This window comes from Rhodoferax sp. GW822-FHT04A08 (assembly GCF_058801025.1).
Genome location: NZ_JBXAMW010000011.1, coordinates 60471 through 85863 on the forward strand (window position 1 = coordinate 60471; position 25393 = coordinate 85863).

22 protein-coding genes are annotated in these 25393 nt (G+C 62.8%); 12 read left to right on the forward strand and 10 right to left on the reverse strand.

Annotated features, from left to right (window positions below; all coding sequences use genetic code 11):
* The first annotated feature begins 69 nt into the window (after positions 1–69).
* Positions 70–1545 (forward strand): xanthine dehydrogenase small subunit, encoded by a 1476-nt coding sequence (gene xdhA / locus AC1RMF_RS19265; protein ID WP_493143623.1) that lies wholly within the window; start codon positions 70–72, stop codon positions 1543–1545.
* Positions 1542–3872, forward strand: a complete 2331-nt coding sequence (gene xdhB / locus AC1RMF_RS19270) for a xanthine dehydrogenase molybdopterin binding subunit (protein ID WP_493143624.1) — start codon at positions 1542–1544, stop codon at positions 3870–3872. Before xdhA ends, xdhB begins: the two co-directional genes overlap by 4 nt.
* Here the strand turns inward: xdhB and AC1RMF_RS19275 are convergent.
* The gene (locus AC1RMF_RS19275) at positions 3869–4531 is read right to left on the reverse strand and encodes a Crp/Fnr family transcriptional regulator (protein WP_342616622.1); all 663 of its coding nucleotides are present in this window, start codon (positions 4529–4531) and stop codon (positions 3869–3871) included. The genes xdhB and AC1RMF_RS19275 overlap by 4 nt on opposite strands.
* A 194-nt stretch (positions 4532–4725) precedes the next feature.
* Here AC1RMF_RS19275 and AC1RMF_RS19280 point away from each other — a divergent pair, with 194 nt between their 5' ends.
* Positions 4726–6159: an 8-oxoguanine deaminase gene (locus tag AC1RMF_RS19280; protein ID WP_493143625.1), complete on the forward strand. Its 1434-nt coding sequence runs from the start codon at positions 4726–4728 to the stop codon at positions 6157–6159.
* A gap of 15 nt (positions 6160–6174) precedes the next feature.
* On the opposite strand, the gene AC1RMF_RS19285 is transcribed toward AC1RMF_RS19280, so the two are convergent.
* Together AC1RMF_RS19285 and xdhC are read right to left on the reverse strand one after the other, a co-directional pair.
* On the reverse strand, positions 6175–7410 hold the full coding sequence (locus AC1RMF_RS19285; protein WP_493143626.1) for a urate hydroxylase PuuD: 1236 nt from the start codon (positions 7408–7410) through the stop codon (positions 6175–6177).
* 42 nt (positions 7411–7452) lie between these two features.
* A complete protein-coding gene (gene xdhC / locus AC1RMF_RS19290; protein ID WP_493143730.1) occupies positions 7453–8274 on the reverse strand; it encodes a xanthine dehydrogenase accessory protein XdhC in 822 nt (273 codons plus the stop codon).
* Between the two features lie 84 nt (positions 8275–8358).
* Between xdhC and AC1RMF_RS19295 the strand changes: the two genes are divergently transcribed.
* Positions 8359–8901, forward strand: a complete 543-nt coding sequence (locus AC1RMF_RS19295; protein ID WP_342616619.1) for a hypothetical protein — start codon at positions 8359–8361, stop codon at positions 8899–8901.
* 58 nt (positions 8902–8959) lie between these two features.
* Here the strand turns inward: AC1RMF_RS19295 and uraH are convergent, their stop codons facing one another.
* Entirely contained in the window at positions 8960–9313 is a 354-nt protein-coding gene (uraH, locus tag AC1RMF_RS19300; RefSeq protein ID WP_493143628.1) for a hydroxyisourate hydrolase, read from the reverse strand.
* A gap of 79 nt (positions 9314–9392) precedes the next feature.
* On the opposite strand from uraH, the gene AC1RMF_RS19305 reads away from it, so the two are divergent.
* The 8 genes from AC1RMF_RS19305 to AC1RMF_RS19340 all read left to right on the forward strand — a co-directional run bounded on the left by AC1RMF_RS19305 (position 9393) and on the right by AC1RMF_RS19340 (position 17741).
* Positions 9393–10037 (forward strand): GntR family transcriptional regulator, encoded by a 645-nt coding sequence (locus AC1RMF_RS19305; protein ID WP_342616617.1) that lies wholly within the window; start codon positions 9393–9395, stop codon positions 10035–10037.
* Complete coding sequence (gene puuE, locus AC1RMF_RS19310; RefSeq protein ID WP_493143630.1) at positions 10034–10996, forward strand: allantoinase PuuE; 963 nt, start codon at positions 10034–10036, stop codon at positions 10994–10996. The genes AC1RMF_RS19305 and puuE overlap by 4 nt, the downstream gene beginning before the upstream one ends.
* Entirely contained in the window at positions 10993–12777 is a 1785-nt protein-coding gene (uraD, locus tag AC1RMF_RS19315) for a 2-oxo-4-hydroxy-4-carboxy-5-ureidoimidazoline decarboxylase (RefSeq protein WP_493143631.1), read from the forward strand. The genes puuE and uraD overlap by 4 nt, the downstream gene beginning before the upstream one ends.
* 37 nt (positions 12778–12814) lie before the next feature.
* Entirely contained in the window at positions 12815–14044 is a 1230-nt protein-coding gene (locus AC1RMF_RS19320; protein ID WP_493143632.1) for a M20 family metallopeptidase, read from the forward strand.
* Positions 14045–14269: 225 nt separating this feature from the next.
* Entirely contained in the window at positions 14270–15301 is a 1032-nt protein-coding gene (locus AC1RMF_RS19325; RefSeq protein ID WP_493143634.1) for an ABC transporter substrate-binding protein, read from the forward strand.
* 1 nt (position 15302) lies between these two features.
* On the forward strand, positions 15303–16130 hold the full coding sequence (locus AC1RMF_RS19330) for an ABC transporter ATP-binding protein (RefSeq protein ID WP_493143635.1): 828 nt from the start codon (positions 15303–15305) through the stop codon (positions 16128–16130).
* Positions 16127–16894 (forward strand): ABC transporter permease, encoded by a 768-nt coding sequence (locus AC1RMF_RS19335; RefSeq protein WP_493143637.1) that lies wholly within the window; start codon positions 16127–16129, stop codon positions 16892–16894. Before AC1RMF_RS19330 ends, AC1RMF_RS19335 begins: the two co-directional genes overlap by 4 nt.
* 16 nt (positions 16895–16910) lie before the next feature.
* Positions 16911–17741 carry an urease accessory protein UreD gene (locus AC1RMF_RS19340; RefSeq protein ID WP_493143638.1) on the forward strand — a complete coding sequence of 277 codons (831 nt, stop codon included), beginning with the start codon at positions 16911–16913 and terminating at the stop codon, positions 17739–17741.
* Between the two features lie 6 nt (positions 17742–17747).
* Here AC1RMF_RS19340 and AC1RMF_RS19345 read toward each other — a convergent pair whose 3' ends face one another.
* From AC1RMF_RS19345 to urtB, 6 genes are all read right to left on the reverse strand, one after another.
* Positions 17748–18260, reverse strand: coding sequence for a chorismate--pyruvate lyase family protein (locus tag AC1RMF_RS19345; RefSeq protein WP_493143640.1), 513 nt, complete (start codon positions 18258–18260; stop codon positions 17748–17750).
* A gap of 10 nt (positions 18261–18270) precedes the next feature.
* Complete coding sequence (locus AC1RMF_RS19350) at positions 18271–20817, reverse strand: EAL domain-containing protein (protein ID WP_493143642.1); 2547 nt, start codon at positions 20815–20817, stop codon at positions 18271–18273.
* A gap of 133 nt (positions 20818–20950) precedes the next feature.
* Complete coding sequence (gene urtE, locus AC1RMF_RS19355; RefSeq protein WP_493143643.1) at positions 20951–21649, reverse strand: urea ABC transporter ATP-binding subunit UrtE; 699 nt, start codon at positions 21647–21649, stop codon at positions 20951–20953.
* 14 nt (positions 21650–21663) lie between these two features.
* Positions 21664–22545: an urea ABC transporter ATP-binding protein UrtD gene (urtD, locus tag AC1RMF_RS19360; RefSeq protein ID WP_493143644.1), complete on the reverse strand. Its 882-nt coding sequence runs from the start codon at positions 22543–22545 to the stop codon at positions 21664–21666.
* Between the two features lie 82 nt (positions 22546–22627).
* Positions 22628–23749, reverse strand: a complete 1122-nt coding sequence (gene urtC / locus AC1RMF_RS19365; RefSeq protein ID WP_493143645.1) for an urea ABC transporter permease subunit UrtC — start codon at positions 23747–23749, stop codon at positions 22628–22630.
* Positions 23746–25314, reverse strand: a complete 1569-nt coding sequence (gene urtB / locus AC1RMF_RS19370; protein ID WP_493143646.1) for an urea ABC transporter permease subunit UrtB — start codon at positions 25312–25314, stop codon at positions 23746–23748. The genes urtC and urtB overlap by 4 nt, the downstream gene beginning before the upstream one ends.
* Positions 25315–25393 lie beyond the last annotated feature (79 nt).

Below are 25393 nucleotides of genomic sequence, written 5' to 3' on the forward strand. Positions count from 1 at the left end.
GGTGCCATATGCTAATGCGTATGGATTGTGGCAATCTCCCGATTTACCCTCCCGCACGAGGAACCTAGCATGACCCCCCAACCTATTCGATTTCTGCGCCGCGGCCAGATCGTCCAACTGAACGCAGAAACCAACCGCACTCTTTTGGATCTGTTGCGCGAAGACTTGCATTGCACCGGCACCAAAGAGGGGTGCGGTGAAGGCGACTGCGGCGCCTGTACCGTGGTGATTGGTGAAGAAAAGAACGGTAAGCTGGAGATGAAGGCCATCAACAGCTGCATCCGCACTGCCCATTCGGTGGACGGATTGGCGCTCTGGACCGTGGAGGACATTGGCAGTGCGCCAGGCGCACTGCATCCGGTGCAGCAGGCCATGGTGCAGTGCCACGGCTCGCAATGCGGCTTTTGCACCCCCGGTTTTGTGATGAGCCTGTTCGGTCTGTACGAGCAAAAGGCCGGGCAGCCCATCAGCCGCGAGCAGGCGCAGGGCGCCCTTTCGGGCAACTTGTGCCGCTGCACCGGCTACCGTCCGATTCTGGACGCTGCCCAGGCCATGCAACAGCTGCCTGCGGTCAAGGTCAATGAAGCCGAGGTACTGCAAGGCTTGCGCCGCATGGCAACCCAGACCAAGGCCAAGCCCTCTCCGACCAAAGCAGAATCGGCCCCCGGCTATCTGCTTCCCACGCGCCTGCAGGACTTGCTGCAACTGCGGGCTCGCCACCCAGAGGCGCAACTGGTCGCGGGTTGTACCGATGTGGGGCTGTGGATCAACAAGATGCACATGCAGTTTCCCCGCATCCTGGACGTCACCCGGGTCAAGGAGCTGCGCCGGGTGGAGCACTACCGGCACCACATGGCCATCGGAGCCGCCGTCACCCTGGCGGATGCGTTTGCAGCTCTGGTGGCTGACCGCCCCCAACTGGCCAGCTTTGCGCACCGATTTGCGGGACTGCCGGTGCGCAATTCCGGAACCCTGGGCGGCAATGTGGCCAACGGCTCTCCGATTGGCGACTCCATGCCGCTACTGATTGCGCTGGGTGCCAACGTGGTTCTGATGAGCGCACGGGGCCACCGCGAGCTGCGGCTGGAAGACCTGTACATCGGCTACCGCAAGAACGTGATGACCCCGGATGAGGTGCTGGCCTGGATCAAGGTGCCCAAGGGCAGCAAGGCCGAATTCTCCCGGGCCTACAAGATTTCCAAGCGCTTCGAGGATGACATCTCTGCCGTGTGCCTGGCCATCAACCTGCACGTGGAAAAGGGTGTGGTGACCCACGCGTCCATCGGCGTGGGCGGCGTTGCAGCCACCCCGGTACGCGCCCACAAGACACAGGCCGCCCTGCTTGGAAAACCCTGGACCCTGGATACTGTGCAGCAGGCGATGGGCGTGCTGCGAGCAGAATTCAATCCGATCAGCGACATGCGCGCATCGGCCACCTACCGCAGCGAAGTGCTGGGCAATCTGCTGCAGCGTTTCTGGCTGGAGGGCCTGAACACGCCGGACTGTTCACTGGAATCCCTGGCACTGGAAGGAGCCGCAGCATGAGCAAGAACCCTTCCGTCGCCGCACAAGCAGCGCAGTCTGCCGCCGGGCATTCGCTTCCCCATGAAAGTGCGGCTGCGCAGGTCGCCGGCGCAGTGCATTACATCGATGACCTGCCCGAGGTGCGTGGCACGCTGCACGCAGCCCCCATCCTGTCCAACCAGCCCCATGGACGACTCAAGGGGGTCGATATCAGTGCGGCGCTGGCCATGCCAGGCGTGGTGGACGTCATCCTCGCCGCGGACATTCCCGGTGACCCCATACTGGCCGCCTTTGCCGGAGACGAACCCGTGTTTGCCACCGACACCGTGCAGTTCATCGGCCAGGTGGTCGGTCTGGTGATTGCCAAGACCACCATGCAGGCGCGCCGCGCCGCCCGCAAGGTCACGCTGGATATCGAGCCCCTGCCTGCCATCCTGACGGTGCATGAGGCGTTGGCGGCCAAGAGCTATGTGCTGCCACCGGTGCATGTGCGTCGCGGCGATGCGGCAGCCGGCCTCAAGAAGGCGCAACACACCCTGAGCGGCACGCTGGAAGTGGGCGGCCAGGAACACTTCTACCTGGAGGGTCAGGTGGCTTATGTGCTGCCCATGGAGCAGAACCAGTGGACGGTGTACAGCAGCACCCAGCATCCGGGCGAAGTGCAGCACTGGGTGGCGCACGCCCTGGGTGTGGACAACCACGCCGTGCGGGTGGAATGCCGCCGCATGGGTGGCGGCTTTGGCGGCAAGGAAACCCAGGCCGGCCATCTGGCGGTGTGGGCCGCAGTGGCCGCCAAAAAAGTGGGCCAAGCCATCAAGCTGCGGCTGGACCGCGACGACGACTTCATGGTCACCGGCAAGCGCCACCCGTTTGCATACGAGTACACCGCGGGCTTTGACGACAGTGGTCGCCTTACTGCCTTGCAACTGATGATGGCGGCCAATTGCGGCTTCAGTGCCGACCTGTCCGGCCCGGTGGCCGACCGCGCCATCTTCCACAGCGACAACGCCTACTACCTGGAACATGTGGACATCGCGTCCTACCGCTGCAAGACCCATATCCAGAGCCACACGGCTTTCCGCGGCTTCGGTGGTCCGCAAGGCGTGATCCTGATCGAAACCATCATGGGCAATATCGCCCGCCACCTGAAGATGGACCCGCTGGATGTGCGCCTGCGCAACCTCTACAGTGACGAGGCACTGACCGACGGCAGTGGCAAGCGCGACACCACCCATTACCAGATGAAGGTGGAGGACAACATCCTGCTCCCCCTCATCACTACCCTGGAAAAAAGCAGCGACTACCGCAAGCGCCGCGCCGCCATTGAGGCCTGGAACAGCGCCAGCCCCGTCCTCAAGCGCGGCATTGCCATCACGCCAGTGAAGTTCGGCATCAGCTTCACCGCCACCCTGTTCAATCAGGCCGGTGCGCTGGTGCACGTCTACACGGACGGCAGCGTGCAGGTCAACCACGGTGGGACCGAAATGGGCCAGGGCCTGCACACCAAGGTCTCGCAGATCGTTGCGGATGAGTTGGGCATTCCGTTTGAGCGTGTCATGGCCACGGCCAGCGATACCAGCAAGGTGGCCAATGCCTCAGCCACGGCTGCATCGGCCGGCACGGACCTGAATGGCCGCGCCGCCCAATTCGCAGCGCGCCACGTGCGTGACAATCTGGCAGCCTTTGTCTGCGGCCTGGATGGCTGCGGCGCCGGTGCCATCCGCTTTGCGGGCGGACAAGTGCATTCGCCCACCGTCACGCGCAGCTTTGATGAAGTCGTGCATCTGGCCTACGCCAACCGCATCCAGCTTTGGAGCGATGGCTTCTACCGCACACCCAAAATCCATTACGACAAGGTCACCCTCACTGGTCGCCCGTTCTACTACTTTGCCTATGGTGCGGCCTGCACTGAAGTGGCCATCGACACGCTCACCGGCGAGAGCAAGGTGCTCAAGGTGGACATCCTGCATGACGTGGGCCACAGCATCAATCCGGCCATTGATGTGGGCCAGATCGAAGGCGGCTTTGTGCAAGGCATGGGCTGGCTCACGACGGAGCAACTGGTGTGGAACGACAAGGGCTACCTCAGCACCCACGCCCCCAGCACCTACAAGATTCCAACAGCAGGCGACGTGCCGCAGCACTTCATGGTGGCGCTCTGGCCCGAACCCAACCGCGAAGACAACGTGTTTGGCAGCAAGGCCGTGGGCGAGCCCCCGTTCATGCTGGCCATCAGCGTGTATGAGGCTCTGCGCCACGCGGTGGAACAGGCGCGCGCAGACGGTGGCGTGGTGCATCTCACGGCACCTGCCACTGCGGAAAATGTGTTGAAAGCGCTGGGCGCTTAGACGCCGGCCAGCGAGCGCAGTCCGCCTGGGTCCACCAGGTTGACGATGCGGCCTGATCCGCTGATCAGGCTCCGTTCGCGCAGGTGGCGCAGCACGCGCGAAAGTGTTTCAGGAGCAATGCCCAGTTGTGCGGCAATCAGGCGCTTGCGTTGCTGCAGCTTCACAGAGCACACACCCTTGTCACTTGACTCTGCGTGGCGCAACAGCCATTCGGCACAACGCGCTTCTGCATCCTTGGCTAGACGGCTCACAGCCAATTCGGTTTGCTGTCGATGGGCACGGGCCACGTCGATCAATATGGCATGGGCTGCTGGTGAGCCGCCAGTGATCAGCGCACGAAAATCTTCCAAGGGAACGCTGTGTAGCACCACTTCAGTTTCGGCTTGTGCGTCCACTGCGCTCGGCAAACCCAGCACCGCGGCATTGACCTCCAGCCAGGACGGGCCCACCACTGTGCCCAGCTGGTGCTCCATCGTCTTTGCGCCGGGAGTCTGTGTTTCAAGACAGATCTGATCCGGGGCGGCGATGCCTAGCACCACACGGCCAGACTCAACAAATATGACCTTGTCTGCCGCGACCGAGCGCCGCAACAAGGTCGCGCCGGGCGCCACCAACTGGGTTGGGTACGCAGAAACAAAATCGTTTTGGTTAACTAGCATGGGGGCAACTGTGCCGCGTTGGCGCTGGAGCTACATTGAGAAATATCAAACATCTAATGAAAAGCGGCAGCGCGCTATGATTGCGTGGCACAGCCCGGTACGCACGGCAACGCGGCGCTCGCCTCTGGAAACCAACCGTTTTCAGTGGGATTCGGCCTCGGTTCTTGGTTAATCTATTTGTAAGCATTACCCCAATGACCACGCTCCTGATCCATAACGCCCACACTGTTGCAACGCAAGACGACCACCGCTCTGAGCTGAAAAACGCGTCTATCTATATTCGCGACAACCGCATCGAAGCCATAGGCCCCGCGGCTGCCATGCCACCTGAGGCATTGCAGGCAGACGAGGTGATTGATGCCCGCCAACACCTGGTGACCCCCGGTCTGGTGAACACCCACCACCACATGTACCAGAGCCTGACCAGGGCCATTCCTGCCGTTCAGAACGCCGAGCTGTTTGGCTGGCTGCAAGGTCTGTATCCGCTGTGGGCTGGGCTCACGCCCGAGATGATTCATGTCTCCACCCAGGTGGCCATGGCCGAACTGTTGCTCTCCGGCTGCACCACCAGCAGCGACCACCTCTACATCTACCCCAACGGCGTGCGACTGGACGACAGCATCGAAGCCGCGCGCGCCATCGGCATGCGTTTTGTTGCCACACGCGGCAGCATGAGCGTGGGCCAGAGCAAGGGCGGCCTGCCGCCGGACCGCGTGGTGGAAGAGGAAGACTTCATCCTGAAGGACACGCAGCGCGTCATCGAAACACACCACGACGGCAGCTTCGGCGCCATGACCCACGTTGCGGTGGCACCGTGCTCCCCCTTCAGCGTGAGCCGCGACCTGATGCGCCTCTCTGCCGAGCTGGCGCGAAGCTATCGGGTGCGGCTGCACACCCACCTGGCCGAGAACGACCATGACCTGGCCTACTCCCGGGAGAAGTTCGGTTGCACGCCCGCGCAGTACGCGCAGGACCTGGGCTGGCTGGGCCACGATGTCTGGCACGCGCACTGCGTCAAGCTGGACGACGAAGGCATCAGCCTGTTTGCCGCCACGCGCACTGGCGTGGCCCATTGCCCCTGCAGCAACATGCGTCTGGCCAGCGGCATTGCACCCATTCGCCGCATGCTCGATGCCGGCGTGCCTGTGGGCCTGGGCGTGGATGGCTGCGCCAGCAACGATGCAGCCCACATGGTCAATGAAGCGCGCCAGGCCTTGCTGCTGGCCCGTGTGGGACGCGCCATGCAACCAGCAGAAGAAAGAACCCTGCCGTCAGGCGAACGCAAGACCTTCTTCGGTTGCGACCTGGGGCCGGCAGAGATGACTGCGCGTGACGTGCTGCACATGGCCACGCGTGGCGGTGCCGAGGTGCTGGGGCGCAAGGACATCGGCAGTCTGCAAGTGGGCATGTGCGCCGACCTGGTGCTGTTTGATCTGCAAACCCTGTCGTTTGCAGGCGGCGCCGTGCATGACCCGGTAGGTGCGCTGCTGCTGTGCGGCAGCCCGCAGACCGACTACACGGTGGTCAACGGCAAGGTGGTGGTGCGCCAGGGGCAACTTGCCACCGTGGACCTGGGGCCGCTGGTGGAGCGGCACAACGCGCTGGCGCTTCAGCTTTGCGGCAACTGATGTGCCGTAGCCGCTTCAGTCGGTGTGCGCGCCGGACTCGAACCACTGCTTGATCATGCCGCGCTCGGCGTCGCTGATGCCGGTAGCGTTGTTCATGGGCATGATGCGCGTCACCACCGCTTGCTGGTAGACCATTTGCGCATGCTTGGCAACGCCTTCGGGTGAGTCCAGGCGCACGCCCTTCATCTGCACCTGCTCGCCGTGGCACATGTAGCAGCGCTGCGCCAGGATAGGCTGCAAGGTCTTGTAGCCGATAGGCCCGCCGGGCGCACCGGCGGTGCCTTGTGCCGTGGGCGCAGCCGCTTGCGCAACCGGAGCAGCGAGGGCAGGCTTGAGCCAGACGATCACTGCCACGATGGCCACCACACCGACCGCCGCGTACTTCCACGGATGTGGATTCCGGCCCAGCTTGTAGCTGTGGCGCATCACGAAAAACTGGCGGATGGCAGCACCCGCAAACATCATCAGCACCAGCACCAGCCAGTTCTGCGGATGGGTGTAGGTGAAGCTGTAGTGGTTGCTGAGCATGGCAAACAGCACCGGCAGCGTGAAGTAGGTGTTGTGCACGCTGCGCTGCTTGCCGCGCTTGCCGTGGATGGGGTCCACCGGCTGGCCGGCCTTGATGCTGGCTACCATGGCGCGCTGGCCGGGGATGATCCAGAAGAACACGTTGGCACTCATGGTGGTGGCAATCATGGCACCCATCAGCAGGAAAGCGGCACGCCCCGCAAACCAGTGGCAGGCCAGCCAGGCAGCCGCACACACCAGAATGAGCACCAGGGCACCCACAATGCCATCGCCATCCTTGCGCTCACCCAGGGTGCGGCAGATGGTGTCGTAGGCCAGCCAGAACGCCACCAGGAACCCCAGTGCCGCCGTTACCGCCATGGCCGGCGACCAGTCCATCACCGTCTTGTCGATCAGATAAGTGCCCGCGCTCCAGAGGTAGGACACGGTGAACAGCGAAAAGCCCGTCAGCCAGGTGCTGTAGCTTTCCCAGAAGAACCAGTGCAGGTGATGCGGCAATTTGGGTGGGGACACCGCAAACTTGACCGGGTGGTAGAAGCCCCCGCCATGCACGGCCCACAACTCTCCGCTGACGCCCTGGCGCTTCAGGTCTTCGTCCTCGGGGGCCGTGAGGCTGCTATCCAGGAAGACGAAGTAGAACGACGAGCCCACCCAGGCAATGGCCGTGATGACATGCACCCAACGCAGCAACAGATTGGCCCAATCCAGAATGTAGCTTTCCATGCAAGGTCTCTCCAGTCAAAAAATTGTATACAGTTTTGCAGACTATGGCTGATTCTGCAAGAGCAAGAGTTGGGCCGCCACCGCGATGGCAATCGCCTCCGGCCGCTTGTCGGCAATGCCAGCGATACCGATCGGGCAGGTTACATGCGCCAGCTCGGCTTCACTGAAACCTCGCGCCTTCAGGCGGGAGCGAAATGACGCCCATTTGGTCTTGCTGCCGATCAGCCCGATGTAGGGCAGATCGCCGCGCTCACGCTGGCGCGCCAGGCACGCCGCCACAATGTCCAGATCCTCCGCGTGGCTGAAGCTCATCACCAGCACCCGGCTGCCGCTGGTCAGCTGTGGCACGGCGGCCTGTACCGGGTCGGAGTGCTCACACTGCACCGTGTCAGTCATGGTCGGTGGAAAGATCTCGTCACGGCTGTCGATCCAGGTGATTTGTAACGGCAGCGTGGACAGCACGTGGACCAGCGCCCGCCCTACGTGGCCGCCACCAAACAGAGCCAAAGGCTGGTATGGGGTGGACAAACGAGTGCGCAGGGCTGAAGCGTCCGCGGCGTTCACGTATTCGTATTGCAGCTCCACCTCACCGCCACAGCATTGCCCCAGGCTGGGGCCCAGGCGATAGAGCACGCGCTCAGGCTGCCGCGCGGGCTGGTCCTTGCAAGCAACAAGCATGGTCTGGGCGTGGCCTATGGCATCCCGCTCCAGCCGCCCACCCCCTATGGTTCCCACCAGGGAGGCCGGAAATACGGCCATCCATGTCCCGGTTTCCCGGGGTACCGAACCCCGTGTCGCCGTGACGGACACCAGAATCGCGCCTTCTTGCGCCAGTTTGCTCAATAATTGCGAAATCACAATCAGATACCCTTTACTTGCGCCGGCGTGTCAAAAACGGCCCGTTTCGGTGCACAGTACGGGCCAGCATAATTTTTTCGAGGAACAAGCATGGAAAACCCAATGCCCCAGCGTCGCCAGCGCAGCACGGTGAAAGCCAACCTCTCCCGCCTTGGCGTCTGCATTGCCGCGCTGATCGCCGGTTGCGCCACCCCTCCACCGCCCGCTCCCAAGCCGGCTGCTATCCCGGCTCCCGTGGCCCCTCCGGTGGTCGTGGCGCCTCCGCCCGCGCCCGAGCCGGTCTATGCCAAAGTCTCCAACGCTCTGACGCCGAGGGAATACCGGCGTGACGCAGCAGCCCACCTCTATGAAAAGAACGCCGGCCGCATCTACGCCGGAAAGATGCCCCCGCTGCTGTATGCCGTGGGTGTCTTGCAGGTGGAAATTGATGGCCGTGGCAACGTGACCCATGTGAGCTGGATGCGTGCTCCCACGCAGGCCCCGGAGGTGATGGCCGACGTGGAGCGCTCGGTGCGCGCCGCAGCCCCCTTCCCGGTTCCCGTCAAGATGGGCCGTGTCACCTACACCGACACCTGGCTGTGGCACAAGAGCGGACGCTTTCAGCTCGACACCCTGACCGAAGGCCAGATGTAAATCGCGCGGCCCGGCGTAGGCGACCTGCCGCCGGGCCAACCTCGCTGCTGGTGCGGGCCTAGGATCCACGGTAGGTGGAATAGCTCCAGGGGCTGACCAGCAGCGGCACGTGGTAGTGCTGGTGCACATGGGCCACGCCAAAGTCCAGACTCACCTGGTTCAGAAAATTCGGCTCCGCCAGAGCCACTCCCCGTTTCTTGAAATACCCGGCAACATCAAACACCAGCCGGTAGGTGCCGACCTTCAAGCTGGCGTTGTCGTACAGCAAACCATCTGGGTTGCGGCCGTCGCTGTTGAGCGTGAAGCGCTTAACCAGCGTGGCCTGCTCGCCCTCGGTGGTGTAGAGCGCCACCTGCATGCCCGCAGCCGGCGTGCCGTGCATGGTGTCCAGCACATGTGTACTCAGGCCCATGAAAACTCCTTGTTGCTGAATCAAAAAAGTGGTTCGCCAAAGTGTATACACTTTTTGGACTTGCCGCTATCATTCGGCCATGGACATCACCGCCACCAGTTTCATTGTGGACTCGCTCACCAAGGCGATCGTGGAGCACCGGTTGCAGCCCGGCGCCAAGCTGGTGGAGCAGAAGCTGGCCGACCAGTATGGCGTGTCACGCACGCTGGTGCGCCAAGCCCTGTACCGCCTTTCGCAAAACCGCCTGATCAAGATCGAACCGGCCCGCGGTGCCTTTGTGTCGGCTCCCAGCAGCGAGGAAGCCAAACAAGTCTTCGAGGTGCGCCGCATGCTGGAGGCGGGCATGGTCCGTGCTTTTGTCAAGGACGCGAAAGCGAGTGACATCAAGGCATTGCAGGCGCACATGACGCAGGAAAAACTGGCCGTGCAGAACAACGACGTGCCCAACCGCACCGAGCTGCTGGGCGACTTCCATGTGCACATGGCCAAGCTCATGGGCAACGACGTGCTGGCCCATCTGCTGATGGACCTGATCTCACGCAGCGCCCTGATCACCCTGATGTACCAGACCTCCACTGCAGCCGCCCACTCCCATGACGAGCATGAGGCCATCGTCAAGGCCATCAAGGCACGCGATGCCGAGCAGGCTGCCGCGCTCATGGACCAGCATCTGCGCAATGTCGAACAAGCCCTGAATTTCAACTTACGCCCCAATCCGATATGACCCATTACGACTCCACCCAAAGCTATCCGCGGGACCTGATCGGCTATGGCCCCAAACCGCCCCATGCACAGTGGCCCGGCCAGGCACGGGTCGCCGTGCAGTTCGTGCTGAACTATGAAGAAGGCGGCGAGAACAGCGTGCTGCATGGCGATGCGGGCTCCGAGCAGTTCCTCTCGGAAATGTTCAACCCGGCCAGTTACCCGGACCGCCACATCAGCATGGAAGGCATTTACGAATACGGCTCGCGCGTGGGCGTGTGGCGCATCCTGCGCGAATTCGAACAGCGTGGCCTGCCGCTCACCGTGTTTGGCGTGAGCATGGCACTGCAGCGTCACCCCGAACTCACCGCTGCCTTTGTGCAACTGGGCCACGAAATCGCCTGCCACGGCTGGCGCTGGATCCACTACCAGAACATCGACGAGGCGGTGGAGCGCGAGCACATGCAAAAAGGCATGGAAATCATCCAGCAGCTCACCGGCAACCGTCCCCTGGGCTGGTACACCGGGCGCGACAGCCCCAACACCCGCCGCCTGGTGGCGGACTACGGTGGCTTTGAGTACGACAGCGACTACTACGGCGAGGACCTGCCCTTCTGGATGAAGGTGCGCAAGTCCAATGGCGAAGTGGTACCCCAGCTCATCGTGCCCTACACCCTGGACTGCAACGACATGCGCTTTGCCTTGCCCCAGGGCTACTCGCATGCCGATCCGTTCTTCCAGTACCTCAAGGACACCTTTGACGCCCTGTACGCCGAAGGCGACCCGCAGGGCCTGAACCAGCCGGCCATGATGAGCATCGGCATGCATTGCCGCTTGCTGGGCCGGCCCGGGCGCATCACCGCGCTGCAACGCTTCCTGGACCACATCCAGAACCATGACAAAGTCTGGGTCTGCCGCCGCCTGGACATCGCCCGCCACTGGAAGGCGGTGCATCCCTACACCGAGCAGGCGGCACCATGAGCACTACACCCCTCACGCTGGAACAGCTCAACGCCGCGTCGCTGGATGCGGCCTGTGCCATGCTGGATGGCCTGTACGAGCACTCGCCTTGGATCATGCGCGCAGCGCTGGAGCAGCGCCCGTTCCAGTCGCTGGCGCAGCTCAAGCACACGCTCACACAAGTAGTCAGCGCCGCCGACAAAGACGCCCAGCTCGCACTGCTGCGCGCCCACCCGGAGCTGGCGGGCAAGGCCATGGTGGACAAGAGCCTGACGGCGGAGTCCACCAACGAGCAGAACAAGGCCGGGCTCACGCAATGCACGCCGGCCGAGTTCGAAAAGATCCAGAGGCTCAACGCGGAATACAACGCACGCTTCGGTTTCCCCTTCATCCTGGCGGTGCGCGGCCCGCGCGGCGTGGGCCTGAAGAAGGCCGAGATCATCGCCACCTTCGAGCGCCGTCTCAAGGGTCACCCCGACTACGAGCTGCAGGAGTGCCTGCGCAATGTGCACCGCATTGCCGAGATCCGGCTCAACGACAAGTTCGGCGTGTCCCTGACCCGCGGCAACCAGGTGTGGGACTGGCAGGAAGAGCTCGCCCAGTACAGCGACACCGGCTTTGCCGAGCAGGGCCAGCTCACCGTCACCTACCTGACCGATGCGCACAGGGCCTGCGCCAGGCGCATCGTGGCCACTATGCAGGACGCGGGCTGTGATGCGGTGCATATCGACGCCGTGGGCAACGTGGTGGGCCGCTACAAGGGTACCGGCGCCAGCCAGCAGGCGCTGCTGACCGGCAGCCATTACGACACGGTACGCAACGCCGGCAAATACGATGGCCGCCTGGGCATCTATGTGCCGCTGGCCAGCGTGCAAAAGCTCAAGGCAGCGGGCAAACGCCTGCCGTTCGACCTGGAAATCGTGGCCTTTGCCGAAGAGGAAGGCCAGCGCTACAAGGCCACCTTTCTGGGCTCCGGCGCCCTGGCCGGCGACTTCAAGCCCGAATGGCTGGACCAGGTGGACGCCGATGGCATCAGCATGCGTGCCGCCATGCAACATGCCGGTCTGGACATCGTCGCCATCCCCTCCCTGGCACGCAAGCCTGCCGACTACCTGGGCTTTGTGGAAGTGCATATCGAACAGGGCCCGGTGCTCAACGAACGCAACCTGCCGCTGGGCATCGTCACCTCCATCAACGCCAGCGTGCGCTATACCGGCGAGATGCTGGGCATGGCCTGCCACGCCGGCACCACGCCCATGCAGCTGCGACGCGATGCCGCCACCGGCGTAGCCGAGCTGGCACTGTATGCGGAGCAGCGTGCCGCAGCCGACGGCGACTCGGTGGGCACGGTCGGCATCCTGCAGGTGCCCGGCGGCTCCATCAATGTAGTGCCCGGACGCTGCCAGTTTTCGCTGGACCTGCGCGCGCCCACCGATGCGCAGCGCGATGCGCTGGACCGCGACGTGATCGCCCAGGCGCAACAGATTGCGCGCAAGCGCGGCCTCGAATGCAATCTGACCCAGAGCATGCGTGCCAGCGCGGCGCCCAGTGCGCCTGCCTGGCAACAACGTTGGGAGAAAGCCGTCGCCGCGCTGGGCCTGCCCCTGTACCGCATGCCCAGCGGTGCCGGCCACGACGCCATGAAGCTGCACGACATCCTGCCGCAGGCCATGCTGTTTGTGCGCGGCGAAAACGCCGGCATCAGCCACAACCCGCTGGAGTCCACCACCAGCGACGACATGCAGCTGGCCGTGCAGGCCTTTGACCACTTGCTGCACAACCTAGCGCAGCAGACGCCCTGAGCCCCACACCATTCAAAGATTACCAACCGGAATTTCCATGAGCCACTACGACCAACTCGACCAATGGATTGATGCGCACTTTGACGAACAGGTGCGCTTCCTGCAGCAACTCCTCCAGGTGCCCACCGACACGCCACCGGGCAACAACGCGCCCCACGCCGAACGCGCAGCCGAGCTGCTGGAAGCCATGGGCCTGCCCACCGAACGCCACGCCGTGCCTGCCGAGCTGGTGAAGGCCGCCGGACTACAGACCATCACCAACCTGATCGTGCGCCGCCAATACGGCGCGGGTCGCACCATCGCCCTCAACGCCCACGGTGACGTGGTGCCACCCGGCGAAGGCTGGGTGCACAACCCCTACGGCGGCGAAATCGAAGACGGCAAGATCTACGGCCGTGCCGCTGCCGTGAGCAAATGCGACTTCTCTACCTATACCTTTGCAGTGCGCGCGCTGGAGGCGCTGGGCATTCCGCTGCACGGCAACGTGGAGCTGCTGTTCACCTACGACGAGGAGTTCGGCGGTGAAGTGGGGCCTGCCTGGCTGCTGCAAAACAAGTTGACCAAGCCAGACCTGATGATTGCCGCCGGCTTCTCCTACCAGGTGATCACCGCGCACAACGGCTGTCTGCAAATGGAAGTCACGGTGCACGGCAAGATGGCACACGCGGCCATTCCTGCGTCGGGCATCGACGCCCTGCAAGGCGCCAACAAGATCCTCACCGCGCTGTATGCGCAGAACACGCTGTACCAGCAGATCACCTCCCAGGTGGAAGGCATCAGCCATCCCTATCTCAACGTCGGCATGATCGAAGGCGGCACCAATACCAATGTGGTCCCCGGCCGCGTGACCTTCAAGCTAGACCGCCGCATGATCCCCGAAGAGAACCCGGCAGAAGTGGAGGCCAACATCCGCCAAGTGATTGCCGATGCAGCCGCGCAGACGCCCGGCATCACGGTGGACGTCAAACGCATCCTGCTAGCCAATGCCCTCAAGCCCCTGCCCGGCAACAAGCCGCTGGTGGACGCCTTGCAGAAGCACGCCAGCGACCTGTTCGGAGAACCCATTCCTGCCCTGGGCACGCCGCTCTACACCGACGTGCGCATCTTCTGCGAGGCAGGCATTCCCGGCGTGATCTACGGCGCCGGCCCCCGCACGGTGCTGGAGTCCAACGCCAAACGCGCCGACGAGAACCTGGTGCTGGAAGACCTGCGCCGCGCAACCAAGGTCATCGCGCGCTCCTTGCTGGATTTGCTGGGCAAGGCGTGAGTCTGCTTGGCGTGTGCCAACAACGCAGCCTGACGCAGGCCGCCGTGGCACTCAGCGCCGGTAGGTAAAGGAGGAGCCCACGCAGTGGGCGGGGGACACGGACGGCGCTGAGTGCCACGGCGGCCTGTGTCCGCAAACAACCGTTGCATGATGGGGTCGGCTCACCACGTGACCGGCACCCTTCTTGCATTAGACTGGTCATTCGCTTTTCAGAACCAGAACACCATGCAAAAACGCCAAGTCCTGCGCACCTGCGCCCTCTCCGTCTCCCTGCTGCTGGCCGGTGCCGCTTCCGCCCAGTTGACCCCCATCAAGTTCCAACTCGACTGGCGCTTTGAAGGCCCCGCAGCCCTGTTCCTCACGCCTGCCGCCAAGGGCTACTACAAGGACGCCAAGCTCGACGTCACCATCGACGCAGGCAATGGCTCCGGCGGTGCCGTTACGCGTGTGGCGTCTGGCGCCTATGACATGGGCTTTGCCGACCTGGCAGCGCTCATGGAATTCCACGCCAACAACCCGGACGCACCGAGCAAACCGGTGGCCGTGATGATGGTCTACAACAACACACCCGCCTCGGTCATGGCGCTGAAGAAGTCCGGCATCAAGACGCCCAAGGACCTCAACGGCAAGAAGCTGGGTGCGCCGGTATTTGATGCAGGCCGCAAAGCCTTCCCGGTATTTGCCAAGGCCAACAACATCACCGGCGTGCAATGGACCTCTATGGACCCGCCGCTGCGCGAAACCATGCTGGCCCGCGGCGATGTGGATGCCATCACCGGCTTCACCTTCACCTCCCTGCTGAATCTGGAAGCGCGCGGCGTGAAGGCATCCGATGTGCTGGTGCTGCCCTACCCCGAATATGGCGTGAAGCTGTACGGCAACGCCATCATCGCCTCACCCAAGCTGATCAAGGAACACCCGGAAGTCATCAAGGCATTTCTGGTGGCCACGGCCAAGGGCATGAAGGACGCCATGGCCAAACCAGCGGATGCCATCGAGTTTGTGAAACAGCGCGACGGCATCATCAATGTCGAACTGGAAACGCGCCGCCTGCAGATGGCGATTGACTCCGCCATCAACAGCCCCGACGCGCGCGCCGAAGGCTTTGGCCAGGTGAAGGCACCGCGCCTGGCGCTGATGGCCAGCCAGGTATCGGACGCATTCGGCACCAAGACCCGCGTCAGCCCGGATGCCGTCTGGAACGGCAGCTTCCTGCCCACGGCGGCCGAGCTCAACGTGCTGCCAGCCAAGAAATAGCATGGCGGTTGAGAACAGGGCTTTTGTCGACTTCAAGGACGTCTGGCTAGCCTACAACGCCGAACTGCAGGCGCAGAACCAGTATGCGGTAGAGGCCATCGATCTGCAGGTGCGGCAAGGCGAGTTCATCGCCATCGTCGGGCCTTCGGGCTGCGGCAAGTCCACCTTCATGAAGCTGGCCACCGGCCTGAAGATGCCTTCGCGCGGCACCATCCATATCGATGGCCAGCCGGTCACCGGACCCTTGAAGATTTCCGGCATGGCGTTTCAAGCGCCCTCGCTGCTGCCATGGCGAACCACGGTGGACAACGTGCTGCTGCCGCTGGAAATCGTGGAGCCCTACCGCAGCCAGTTCAAGGCCAAGCGCGCAGAGTATGTGGAGCGCGCCCGCAAGCTGCTGCAGAAGGTGGGCCTGGCAGGCTATGAAGACAAGTTCCCCTGGCAGCTCTCGGGCGGCATGCAGCAGCGCGCCAGCATCTGCCGCGCCCTGATCCATGAGCCCAAGATGCTGCTGCTGGACGAGCCCTTTGGCGCGCTGGACGCTTTCACGCGCGAAGACCTGTGGTGCATCCTGCGTGACCTGTGGACCGAGCAGCGCTTCAACGTCATTCTGGTTACCCACGACCTGCGCGAGAGCGTGTTTCTGGCCGACACCGTGTATGTGATGGGCAAGAGCCCGGGCCGCTTCATTGCCAGAAAGCCCATAGACCTGCCGCGCCCGCGCGACCTGGAGCTGACCTACACGCCCGCATTTACTGACATCGTGCACGAGCTGCGCAGCCACATCGGCGCACAGCGCAACGCCATCACGCCGACGCCCAACCCATGAACAGCAAGCAACTACAAACCTGGTCGCCATGGATTCTGCTGCTCGCCTGCATCGCGCTGTGGCAAATCATCTGCTCGGCCTTTGACGTGTCGGAGTTCATTTTCCCCAGCCCCTTGCGCATCGCTGCGCAGCTGTGGGAGTTCAAGACCATCATCGCCGCGCACGCATGGCGCACCTTCTGGGTCACCATGACCGGCTTTGGCATCGCCATCGTGGTGGGTGTGCTGCTGGGCTTTGTGATCGGCAGCTCGCGCCTGGCCTACGCCGCGGTGTACCCGCTGATGACCGGGTTCAACGCCCTGCCCAAGGCGGCTTTTGTGCCGATTCTGGTGGTGTGGTTCGGCATCGGCGTGGGGCCGGCGATTCTCACGGCCTTCCTGATCAGCTTCTTTCCCATCATGGTGAACATTGCCACCGGCCTGGCCACGCTGGAGCCCGAGCTGGAAGACGTGCTGCGGGTGCTGGGCGCCAAGCGCTGGGACGTGCTGATCAAGGTCGGCCTGCCGCGCTCCCTGCCCTACTTCTATGCCTCGCTCAAGGTGGCCATCACCCTGGCCTTTGTAGGCACCACCGTGTCGGAGATGACCGCGGCCAACGAGGGCATTGGCTACCTGCTGATCTCGGCCGGCTCGGCCATGCAGATGGGTCTGGCGTTTGCCGGCCTCCTGGTGGTGGGCGCCATGGCCATGGTGATGTACGAGGTCTTCAGCGTGCTGGAGCGCCACACCACCGGCTGGGCACACCGCGGCTCGCACAACAATTGATTTCCCCGGACAGCCTATGGCCTGGCAGGCAAACCTGAATCTCGCCTACGCGCGCCACGGTGCGCGCGTGGTGGCACACCACCAGCACAGCGGACCGCTGCGCATCCTGCAAAGCCTGTACCCCGAAGGCGATGCCATCTGCCACAACGTGCTGGTGCATCCACCCGGTGGTCTGGTGGGTGGCGACACGCTGGACATCGCGGTGCAGGCCGCTAGCGGCACCCATGGCCTGGTCACCACGCCGGGCGCCACGCGCTTCTACCGCTCGGACGGTCCACTGGCCTTGCAGCGCACCCGCATCCACCTGCAGGCCGACAGCCGTCTGGAATGGCTGCCGCTAGAAGCGCTGTGCTACAGCGATTGCCAGGCCGAGAACCGGCTGCAGATGGAGCTGGAGCCCGGCGCCGAAATGCTGGGCTGGGACGTGACCGCCTTTGGCCTGCCCAATGCGAACCTGCCCTTTGTGAAGGGCAGCCTGGCCCAGCACATCGAACTGCCCGGGGTCTGGCTGGAGCGTGGCCGTATTGATGCCGCCGATACCCGGCTGATGGATGGCCCCACTGGCCTTGCCGGTGCGCGCTGCATGGCCAGCCTTTTCTTGGTGGCGGGTAGCGCCATCCACCGCGCGCGCAAGCAGCAGGCGCTGGACATTGCACGTGAATGCATTGGCGCCAGCGAGCTGGCGGCCACAGCCGGTGTCACCAGCCCCCACGGACAGGTCATCGTGCTGCGCGCATTGGCGCCACTGGTGGAGCCTGCCATGCAATTGCTGCGCAACGTGCGCAATGCGTGGCGTCAGGCGTTGTGGCAGCTGCCGGTCTGCAATCCGCGCATCTGGAGCATGTAAGAGGCTTCAGCGCAGCCTGCAAACCCAGGGCGCAAACGACTCCATCACACGCAACGGTTGCCCCTTGTGCCAGAACACCGAGCTGCGTGCCCATTGCGGCACTTCAGCCCCGACGGTCTGCTGCGGCAAACGCAGCCATTGGATACGCAGGTGGCGCTCCATTGCGCTGCGCTTGACCAGATAGTGCGCACGCAAAGGCGTACGCTGCACCCTGCGGCCCGCAAACAACAGCTCGGCCAGAGGCCTGGTACCCAGCCCGCGCATGGCGCGCCAGGGTCCTTCGATGGCGTGCAACGGAGTGGCACTGCGCGCCCACACCACCGGCACCCCATCGAGCAGCAAGACGACTTCACGTACATAGCCGCAAGGCACACCCAGATCCAGCCGCTCCTCGCGCCACAGAGGCATGGCGGATTGCGCCAGCACCTGTACGGTGACTTGACCGTGTTGGCGCAGGCGTGCGGTGAGTGAGCCGTCGGCCTGCAACCAACGGCGAAGAGCAGGATGGGAAGGGAGCATGGGAAAGGGATTATTCCGCAGGTGCAGGCCGCCCCAGCAGATACCCTTGAAAGTACTGGCAACCCACACCCAGCAGCACCTCGCGCTGCGCTTCGGTTTCCACACCTTCCGCAATCACGCGCAAACCCAGACTCTCTCCCATGTTCACAATGGCGCGCACGATGCTGCTATCGTGCGCGCCATCGCCCAGGTCGCGGACGAATGACTGGTCGATCTTGAGCTGGTCCAGCGGCAGGCGCTTGATCATGCTGAGCGAAGAATATCCCGTGCCGAAATCGTCCAGCGACAGGCGTACGCCCAAAGCCTTCAAGGCCTCCATTCGCAGCACCACGCCCTCCACGTCGTCCACCAGTTGGCTTTCGGTCAGCTCCAATTCGATATGGTGGGGTTGTGCGCCCGTGACACGCAGGGCACTGCGCACCTGCTCGACAAAGTCCGCCTGCCGGAACTGGCGGGCGCTGACGTTGATGGACAGCACCCAGTGGGCCTTGTCCGGCTGCTGCGACCAGACCACGGCCTGCCGGCAAGCAGTTTCTAGTATCCATTGCCCCAGCGGAAGAATCAGGCCGGAACTCTCCGCTACGGGAATGAACACACTCGGCGTGACCAGTCCACGCGTGGGGTGTTGCCAGCGCACCAGCGCCTCCATGCCCACCTGTTCACCATCCGCCCGTATCTGTGGCTGGTAATGGAGCACGAACTGGCCATTGGTGATGCCCTCCCGCATGGCTGCTTCCAGCGCCGTGCGTTCGTTGACCTGTGCCTGCATCTGGGGATCAAAGAAGCAGATGCGGTTACGCCCCTCCGCCTTGGCACGGTACATCGCCAGATCCGCCTGTTTGAGCAGTTCATCCTGGTTCAATTCCTGTCCGGTGAACATGGCAACGCCGACGCTGACACTGGAGGTGAACTGCCCGCCGTCCAGCAGGTAGGGTTCCGACAACTTGTAAGACACTTTCTGCGCCACCAGACGCGCCTGCTGCACCGCTGCATCCATCTGCGAGCCCAGGCCTTGCAGCATCAGCACAAATTCATCCCCGCCCAGGCGTGCCAGACTGTCCTGGGTGCGGGTGCACTGAGACAGGCGCTGCGCCATGTGTTGCAGCAGTTGGTCACCCATGGGATGGCCCATGGTGTCGTTCAGATCCTTGAAGTTGTCCACGTCCACAAACAGCAGGGCTCCATATTCCTGGTGGCGGTCCGCGGACCGCAACGCGATCTGCATATTGCGCAGCAGCAGGCGACGGTTGGGCAGCTTGGTCAGCGGGTCAAAGAAGGCGAGCTGGTGTATGGCCTGCTCGGCCTCCTTGTGACGCGTGATGTCGGTGGAAATGCCGCACAGCGCGTAGATACTGCCGTCGCCCTTGCGCAGCGGCAGCTTGATGGAGTGGTAGACCCGCGCCGAGTCGCCGTCGGCGCTGCGGTTCTGCTCTTCCTCATCCACCCGTTCGCCTGCCTCAATTACACGCAGGTCGTTGGCACGCAGTCTGGCTACGGTATCCGCATCGAAAAACTCCGCGTCGGTCTTGCCCACGATGGCTTCCACCGGCAAGTTGAACAGATCAGCCACCTTGCGGTTGACGTACTGATAGCGCAGCTCGGTGTCCTTGATGTAGATATAGGCATCCACCCCGTTGAGGATGGCCGCCAGCTTGTCTTCGCTGGCTTGCAAGCTGTGCGTCTTGCGCGACACTTCCCAGCGCAGCAGCAAGCTGATGCCCACCGCAACGCCCAATAGTGCAGCCAATGCGGCCAACGCCCACCAGACATAGCCGGGAATCGTGAAACGCTGCTCCCCTTTCATCCACCGGCCCAGAATCTTCTGGTAGGGTGAGCTCGCCTGGTTTCCCCACTGCTCCAGATGGATGTCGATGGCGGCCAGCAGATCGGCATTGCTGCCCTTGGCGGTCGCATAAAACAGCTTGGCAGGCTGAAACAAAATCGGCGTGGAGTCCAGCTGAAAACGCTGCGCCTGCAAATCGCCAAAGAAATTGTTGGCGGCCACCGCCTCTGCCCCACCGGACTGCACCAGTTCAAACCCCTGCTTGAATGACTTGACCGGAACGATATCCGCCCGAATGGCAAAGCCCTTGAGCAGGTCCTGCACATAGGTCTGCTGCACGGAGCCGTCCAGCAAGGCAATGCGCTTGCCCTGCAGGTCCAACGCGGTGTTGATGGTGACGCCGCTGTGCTTGTAGATCTGCGACCAGCTCAGCAGTGCAGGAATCTTGTGGAAATCAAAGATTGCCGCGCGCTGGTCGTTGAAGGCCACATCGGGCATGAGGTCTAGGTCGCCGCTCTTGAGGGACTCCAGACATACCTGCCAATCGCAATAGATCGGCATCAATACCCACTGCTCGCGCTGGGCTATTTCCATGAGTAGTTCCCCCAAAATGCCGCTGGGTTGTCCATTGGCATCGGAGAATATTTTGGGTTCGTTTTCGTAAATGCCGACTCGAACCACGCGGGAATTTGCGTGCACCATGGCGCAGGCCAGCAACAGCACGAGGCCAAGGCACTTGTTTACGGCAAGAACTCGTCTGCGAAAACGTTTCATGGACAGCACACTGGCAACGGCCCCGGAACACACGTGCCCAAGGCATTTTTATATTGAAGCCTCTACTGTACCGCCCCTCGGGTCTAAAGCGCCCGCCTCTTTTTGTCCTCGCAGAAATCAAGGGTCACGGGGATCAGATCGCCACCAGCTGGCGCACGCCGTCCGCTTCCATATTGGCACCCTTGCCGCGTGCCAGCACGGCACCGCGCTCCATGACGACGTAATCGTCGGCCAGCTCCTGGGCAAAGTCGTAGTACTGCTCCACCAGCACGATGGCCATGTCGCCGCGGTCAGCCAGCATGCGGATGACGCGGCCGATGTCCTTGATGATGCTGGGCTGTATGCCCTCGGTGGGCTCGTCCAGTATCAGCACTTTGGGCCTGGCCGCCAGCGCACGCGCAATGGCGAGCTGCTGCTGCTGCCCGCCGGAGAGGTCACCACCGCGGCGGCCCAGCATCTGCTTGAGGACCGGAAACAGTTCAAACAGCTCGGGCGGGATGGCGGTGCCCGCCTTCTTGTAGGCCAGGCCCATTTGCAGGTTTTCCTGCACGGTCAGGCGCGCAAAGATCTCGCGGCCCTGCGGCACAAAACCAATACCGGCACGCGCCCGCTCGTACGGCGTGGCCTTGTGGATGTCCTTGCCGCCCAGCTCAATGGAGCCGTCACGTATGGGCACCAGGCCCATCATGGACTTGAGCAGCGTGGTCTTGCCCACACCGTTGCGGCCCAGGATGACGGTGACCTTGCCGAGTTCGGCCGTGAGGCTGACGTCGCGCAGGATGTGCGAACCGCCGTAGTACTGGTTGACGTTCTTGACTTGGAGAAGTGGCATGGAGTCTGTCATGTTCAGCGGCCCAGATAGACTTCGATCACCCGCTCATCACTTTGCACCTGGGCCAGCGTGCCCTGTGCCAGCACCGAGCCGTCGCACAGCACGGTGACGATGTCGGAGATGGTGTTGATGAAGCTCATGTCGTGCTCCACCACCATCAGCGAATGCTTGCCCTTGAGGGTCAAAAAGAGTTCGGCAGTGCGTTCGGTTTCTTCATCGGTCATGCCCGCCACCGGCTCGTCCAGCAGCAGCAGCTTGGGGTCCTGCATCAGCAGCATGCCGATCTCCAGCCATTGCTTCTGCCCGTGGCTCAGATTGCCGGCTTGGCGTGTCACGCTGTCGGCCAGATGGATGGTGTGCAGGATTTCCGCCAAGCGGTCGCGCTGGGCCGAGTCCAGCTTGAAGAAGATGGAGGCTTTCACGCCCTTGTTGGTCTTGAGTGCCAGCTCCAGGTTTTCAAACACGGTCAGGTGCTCGAACACGGTAGGTTTCTGGAACTTGCGGCCAATACCCAACTGCGCAATCTGCGGCTCGTTGTAGCGCAGCAGGTCGATGGTGCTGCCGAAGAACACGGTGCCCGAATCGGGCCGGGTCTTGCCGGTGATGATGTCCATCATGGTGGTCTTGCCCGCACCGTTGGGACCGATGATGCAGCGCAGCTCACCCGGAGCAATATCCAGCGACAGGTTGTTGATGGCCTTGAAGCCATCGAAGCTGACGTTCACGCCTTCCAGATACAGGATGCGGCCGTGGGTGACGTCCACTTCATCATTGACCTTGACGCGCGAAAAACCCGCCTTTTGCCCGCCTGAGGCGGTCTGGCCCTTGCTAGCCTCCAGCGCGGCCAACCGCGCCTCGATGCGCTTGGCACCTTGTTCCAATAGTTCGGGAGTCATTGAATGGCCCCCACGCTTGTCATTTCATGTACTGCGCTGCCCCCCACGGGGGCCCTCGCGACTTGGGACGGCCCGGCGTCGCTCATGCTTTCTCTCCCTTCAGTTTCTTCACCAAACCAACCACTCCATCAGGAAGGAACAAAGTGACACCGATGAACAGCGCACCCAGGAAGTACAACCAGAACTCCGGATAGGTCACGGTGAGCCAGCTCTTGGCGCCGTTGACGATGAAGGCGCCCAGGATGGGGCCAATCAAGGTGGCGCGTCCGCCCACGGCTGCCCAGATGGCAATCTCGATGGAATTGGCCGGGCTCATTTCGCTGGGGTTGATGATGCCCACCTGCGGCACATACAGGGCGCCAGCGACGCCACACATCATGGCCGAGAGTGTCCAGATGCCCAGCTTGTAGCCCAGGGGCGAATAGCCGCTGAACATGACACGCGACTCCGCATCACGTATGGCCTGCAGCACGCGGCCGAACTTGCTCTTGATGAGCCAGCGCGCCAGCAGGAAGAACAGCAGCAGCGTGAGTGAGGTCAACACAAACAGCGTCATGCGCATGCTGGGTGTGGCTATCGGAATGCTCAGGATGCGCTTGAAGTCGGTGAAGCCGTTGTTGCCGCCAAAGCCGGTCTCGTTGCGGAAGAACAGCAGCATGGCGGCGAAGGTCATGGCCTGGGTGATGATGGAGAAGTACACCCCCTTGATGCGCGAGCGGAAGGCAAAGTAGCCGAACACCAGCGCCACGATGCCAGGTGCCGCCACCACCAGAATCAGCGTGGCAAGGAAGTTGCCGCTGAAAAACCAGTGCCAGGGTAAGGTCTTCCAGTCCAGAAACACCATGAAGTCCGGCAGCTCGCTCTTGTAGTTGCCATCCAGCCCGATCTGGCGCATCAGGTACATGCCCATGGCATAGCCGCCCAGTGCGAAGAACAGGCCGTGCCCCAGCGACAGGATGCCGGTGTAGCCCCAGATCAGGTCCATGGCCAGGGCGCAGATGGCGTAGCACATGATCTTGGCCAGCAGTGCCACGGCGAAGTCGCTTATGTGCAGCACGCTGTCTGCCGGAATCAGCAGGTTGAGCAAGGGCACCACCGCGCACAGCACGATCAGTGCGACCAGCCAGGCGGTCCAGCCCTTGCCCGAAAGCAGCGGCGCTGGCTGGGGCAAATCAATATTCATAACGGGTGCGTTCTTGGTCATGCTTCAGCGCTCCGGCCCTTCATGGCGAAGATGCCCTGCGGACGTTTTTGAATGAACACGATGATGAACACCAGCACCGCAATCTTGGCCAGCACCGCACCGGTCCAGCCCTCCAGAAATTTGTTGAGAATGCCCAAGCCCATGGCGGCGTACACGGTACCGGCCAACTGGCCCACACCGCCCAGCACCACCACCATGAAGGCATCGACGATGTAGCCCTGGCCCAGGTCCGGCCCCACATTGCCCACCTGGCTGAGCGCGCAACCGGCCAGGCCGGCAATGCCGGAGCCCAGTGCAAACGCATAGGTGTCAATGCGCGCCGTGTTGACGCCCATGCAGGAGGCAATCGGCCGGTTCTGCGTCACGCCCCGCACAAACAGACCCAAGCGCGTCTTGCCGATCATGAACGCCACGGCAGCCAGCACGAACAGGGCAAAGCCCACGATCACCAGCCGGTTGTAGGGCAGCGACAGATTGCCCAGCACCTGTACGCCACCGCTCATCCAGCTCGGGTTTTCCACGCCCACGTTCTGCGCACCAAAGATGGTGCGTATCAGCTGCATCAGCATCAGGCTGATACCCCAGGTTGCCAACAGAGTCTCCAGCGGGCGGCCGTACAAAAAGCGGATCACGCTGCGCTCCAGCGCCGCGCCCACCAGGGCAGATGCCAGAAAGGACACCGGCACCGAGGCCAGCAGATACCAGTCAAATGCGCCGGGAAAATATTTCTGGAATACGCCCTGCACCACATAGGTGGCGTAGGCACCGATCATCATCAGTTCGCCATGGGCCATGTTGATCACGCCCATCAGCCCGTAGGTAATGGCCAGCCCCAAAGCCACCAGCAGCAGGATGGAACCCAGGCTGATGCCGCTGAAGATGGCACCCAGCCGATCGCCCCAGGCCAGGTTGGCTTCCACCTTGCGCAAGCTCAGCTCCAGCGCCGCCTTCACGTCCGTTTCGGTTTCCACCTGCAGACGTTCCACCAGCAGCGTCTTGGTAGCTGCCTGCGCGCTTTGGCCCAGCAGGCCGGCAGCCTGCAGGCGCTTGGCCTTGTCACTGCTGCCCAACAGTGCAGCCGCGCGCAACTGGCCCAGCTGATCCTTGAGGTCTGCCACGGTCTCCTGTGCATAGGCTTTGTCCAGCAGCACCAGGGTGTTTTCTTCGACCGAGCCTTGCAGGGTCTTGATGGCGGCGCGTCGTACCGACACGTCGGGCGACAGCAATTTGAGTGCAGCCAGTGCTGCGTCCAGCTCACCGCGCATGCGGTTGTTGTTCATCACATCTTCGGCGGTGTCGGGCAATGCGACTTCCGTACCGGTGACAGGGTCCTGTCCTTTGTCGCCATTCACGATGACGGGCTTGCCCGCCACCACCTTGACTGCGTCATCCGACAAAGCCTGGATGAACGCCACCGTTTTCTCGTCGGGCTTGACCACTGCCGCGTGCAGCGCCTCAATCCGCGCATCGCCCTCGCCCACGGCAATGGCTTTTGCTTCATCGGCTGTCAGCGCATGTACGCCGGAGGACAGCAGCAAAGCAGCGATGAACAGGTAATTTCGCATGGGTTATGTATTTGTTATCTGTAAGAGCCAACCAATGCCAGCCCCACCTGTAGTGGCGACTGGAAGAAGCGTAGCGAGC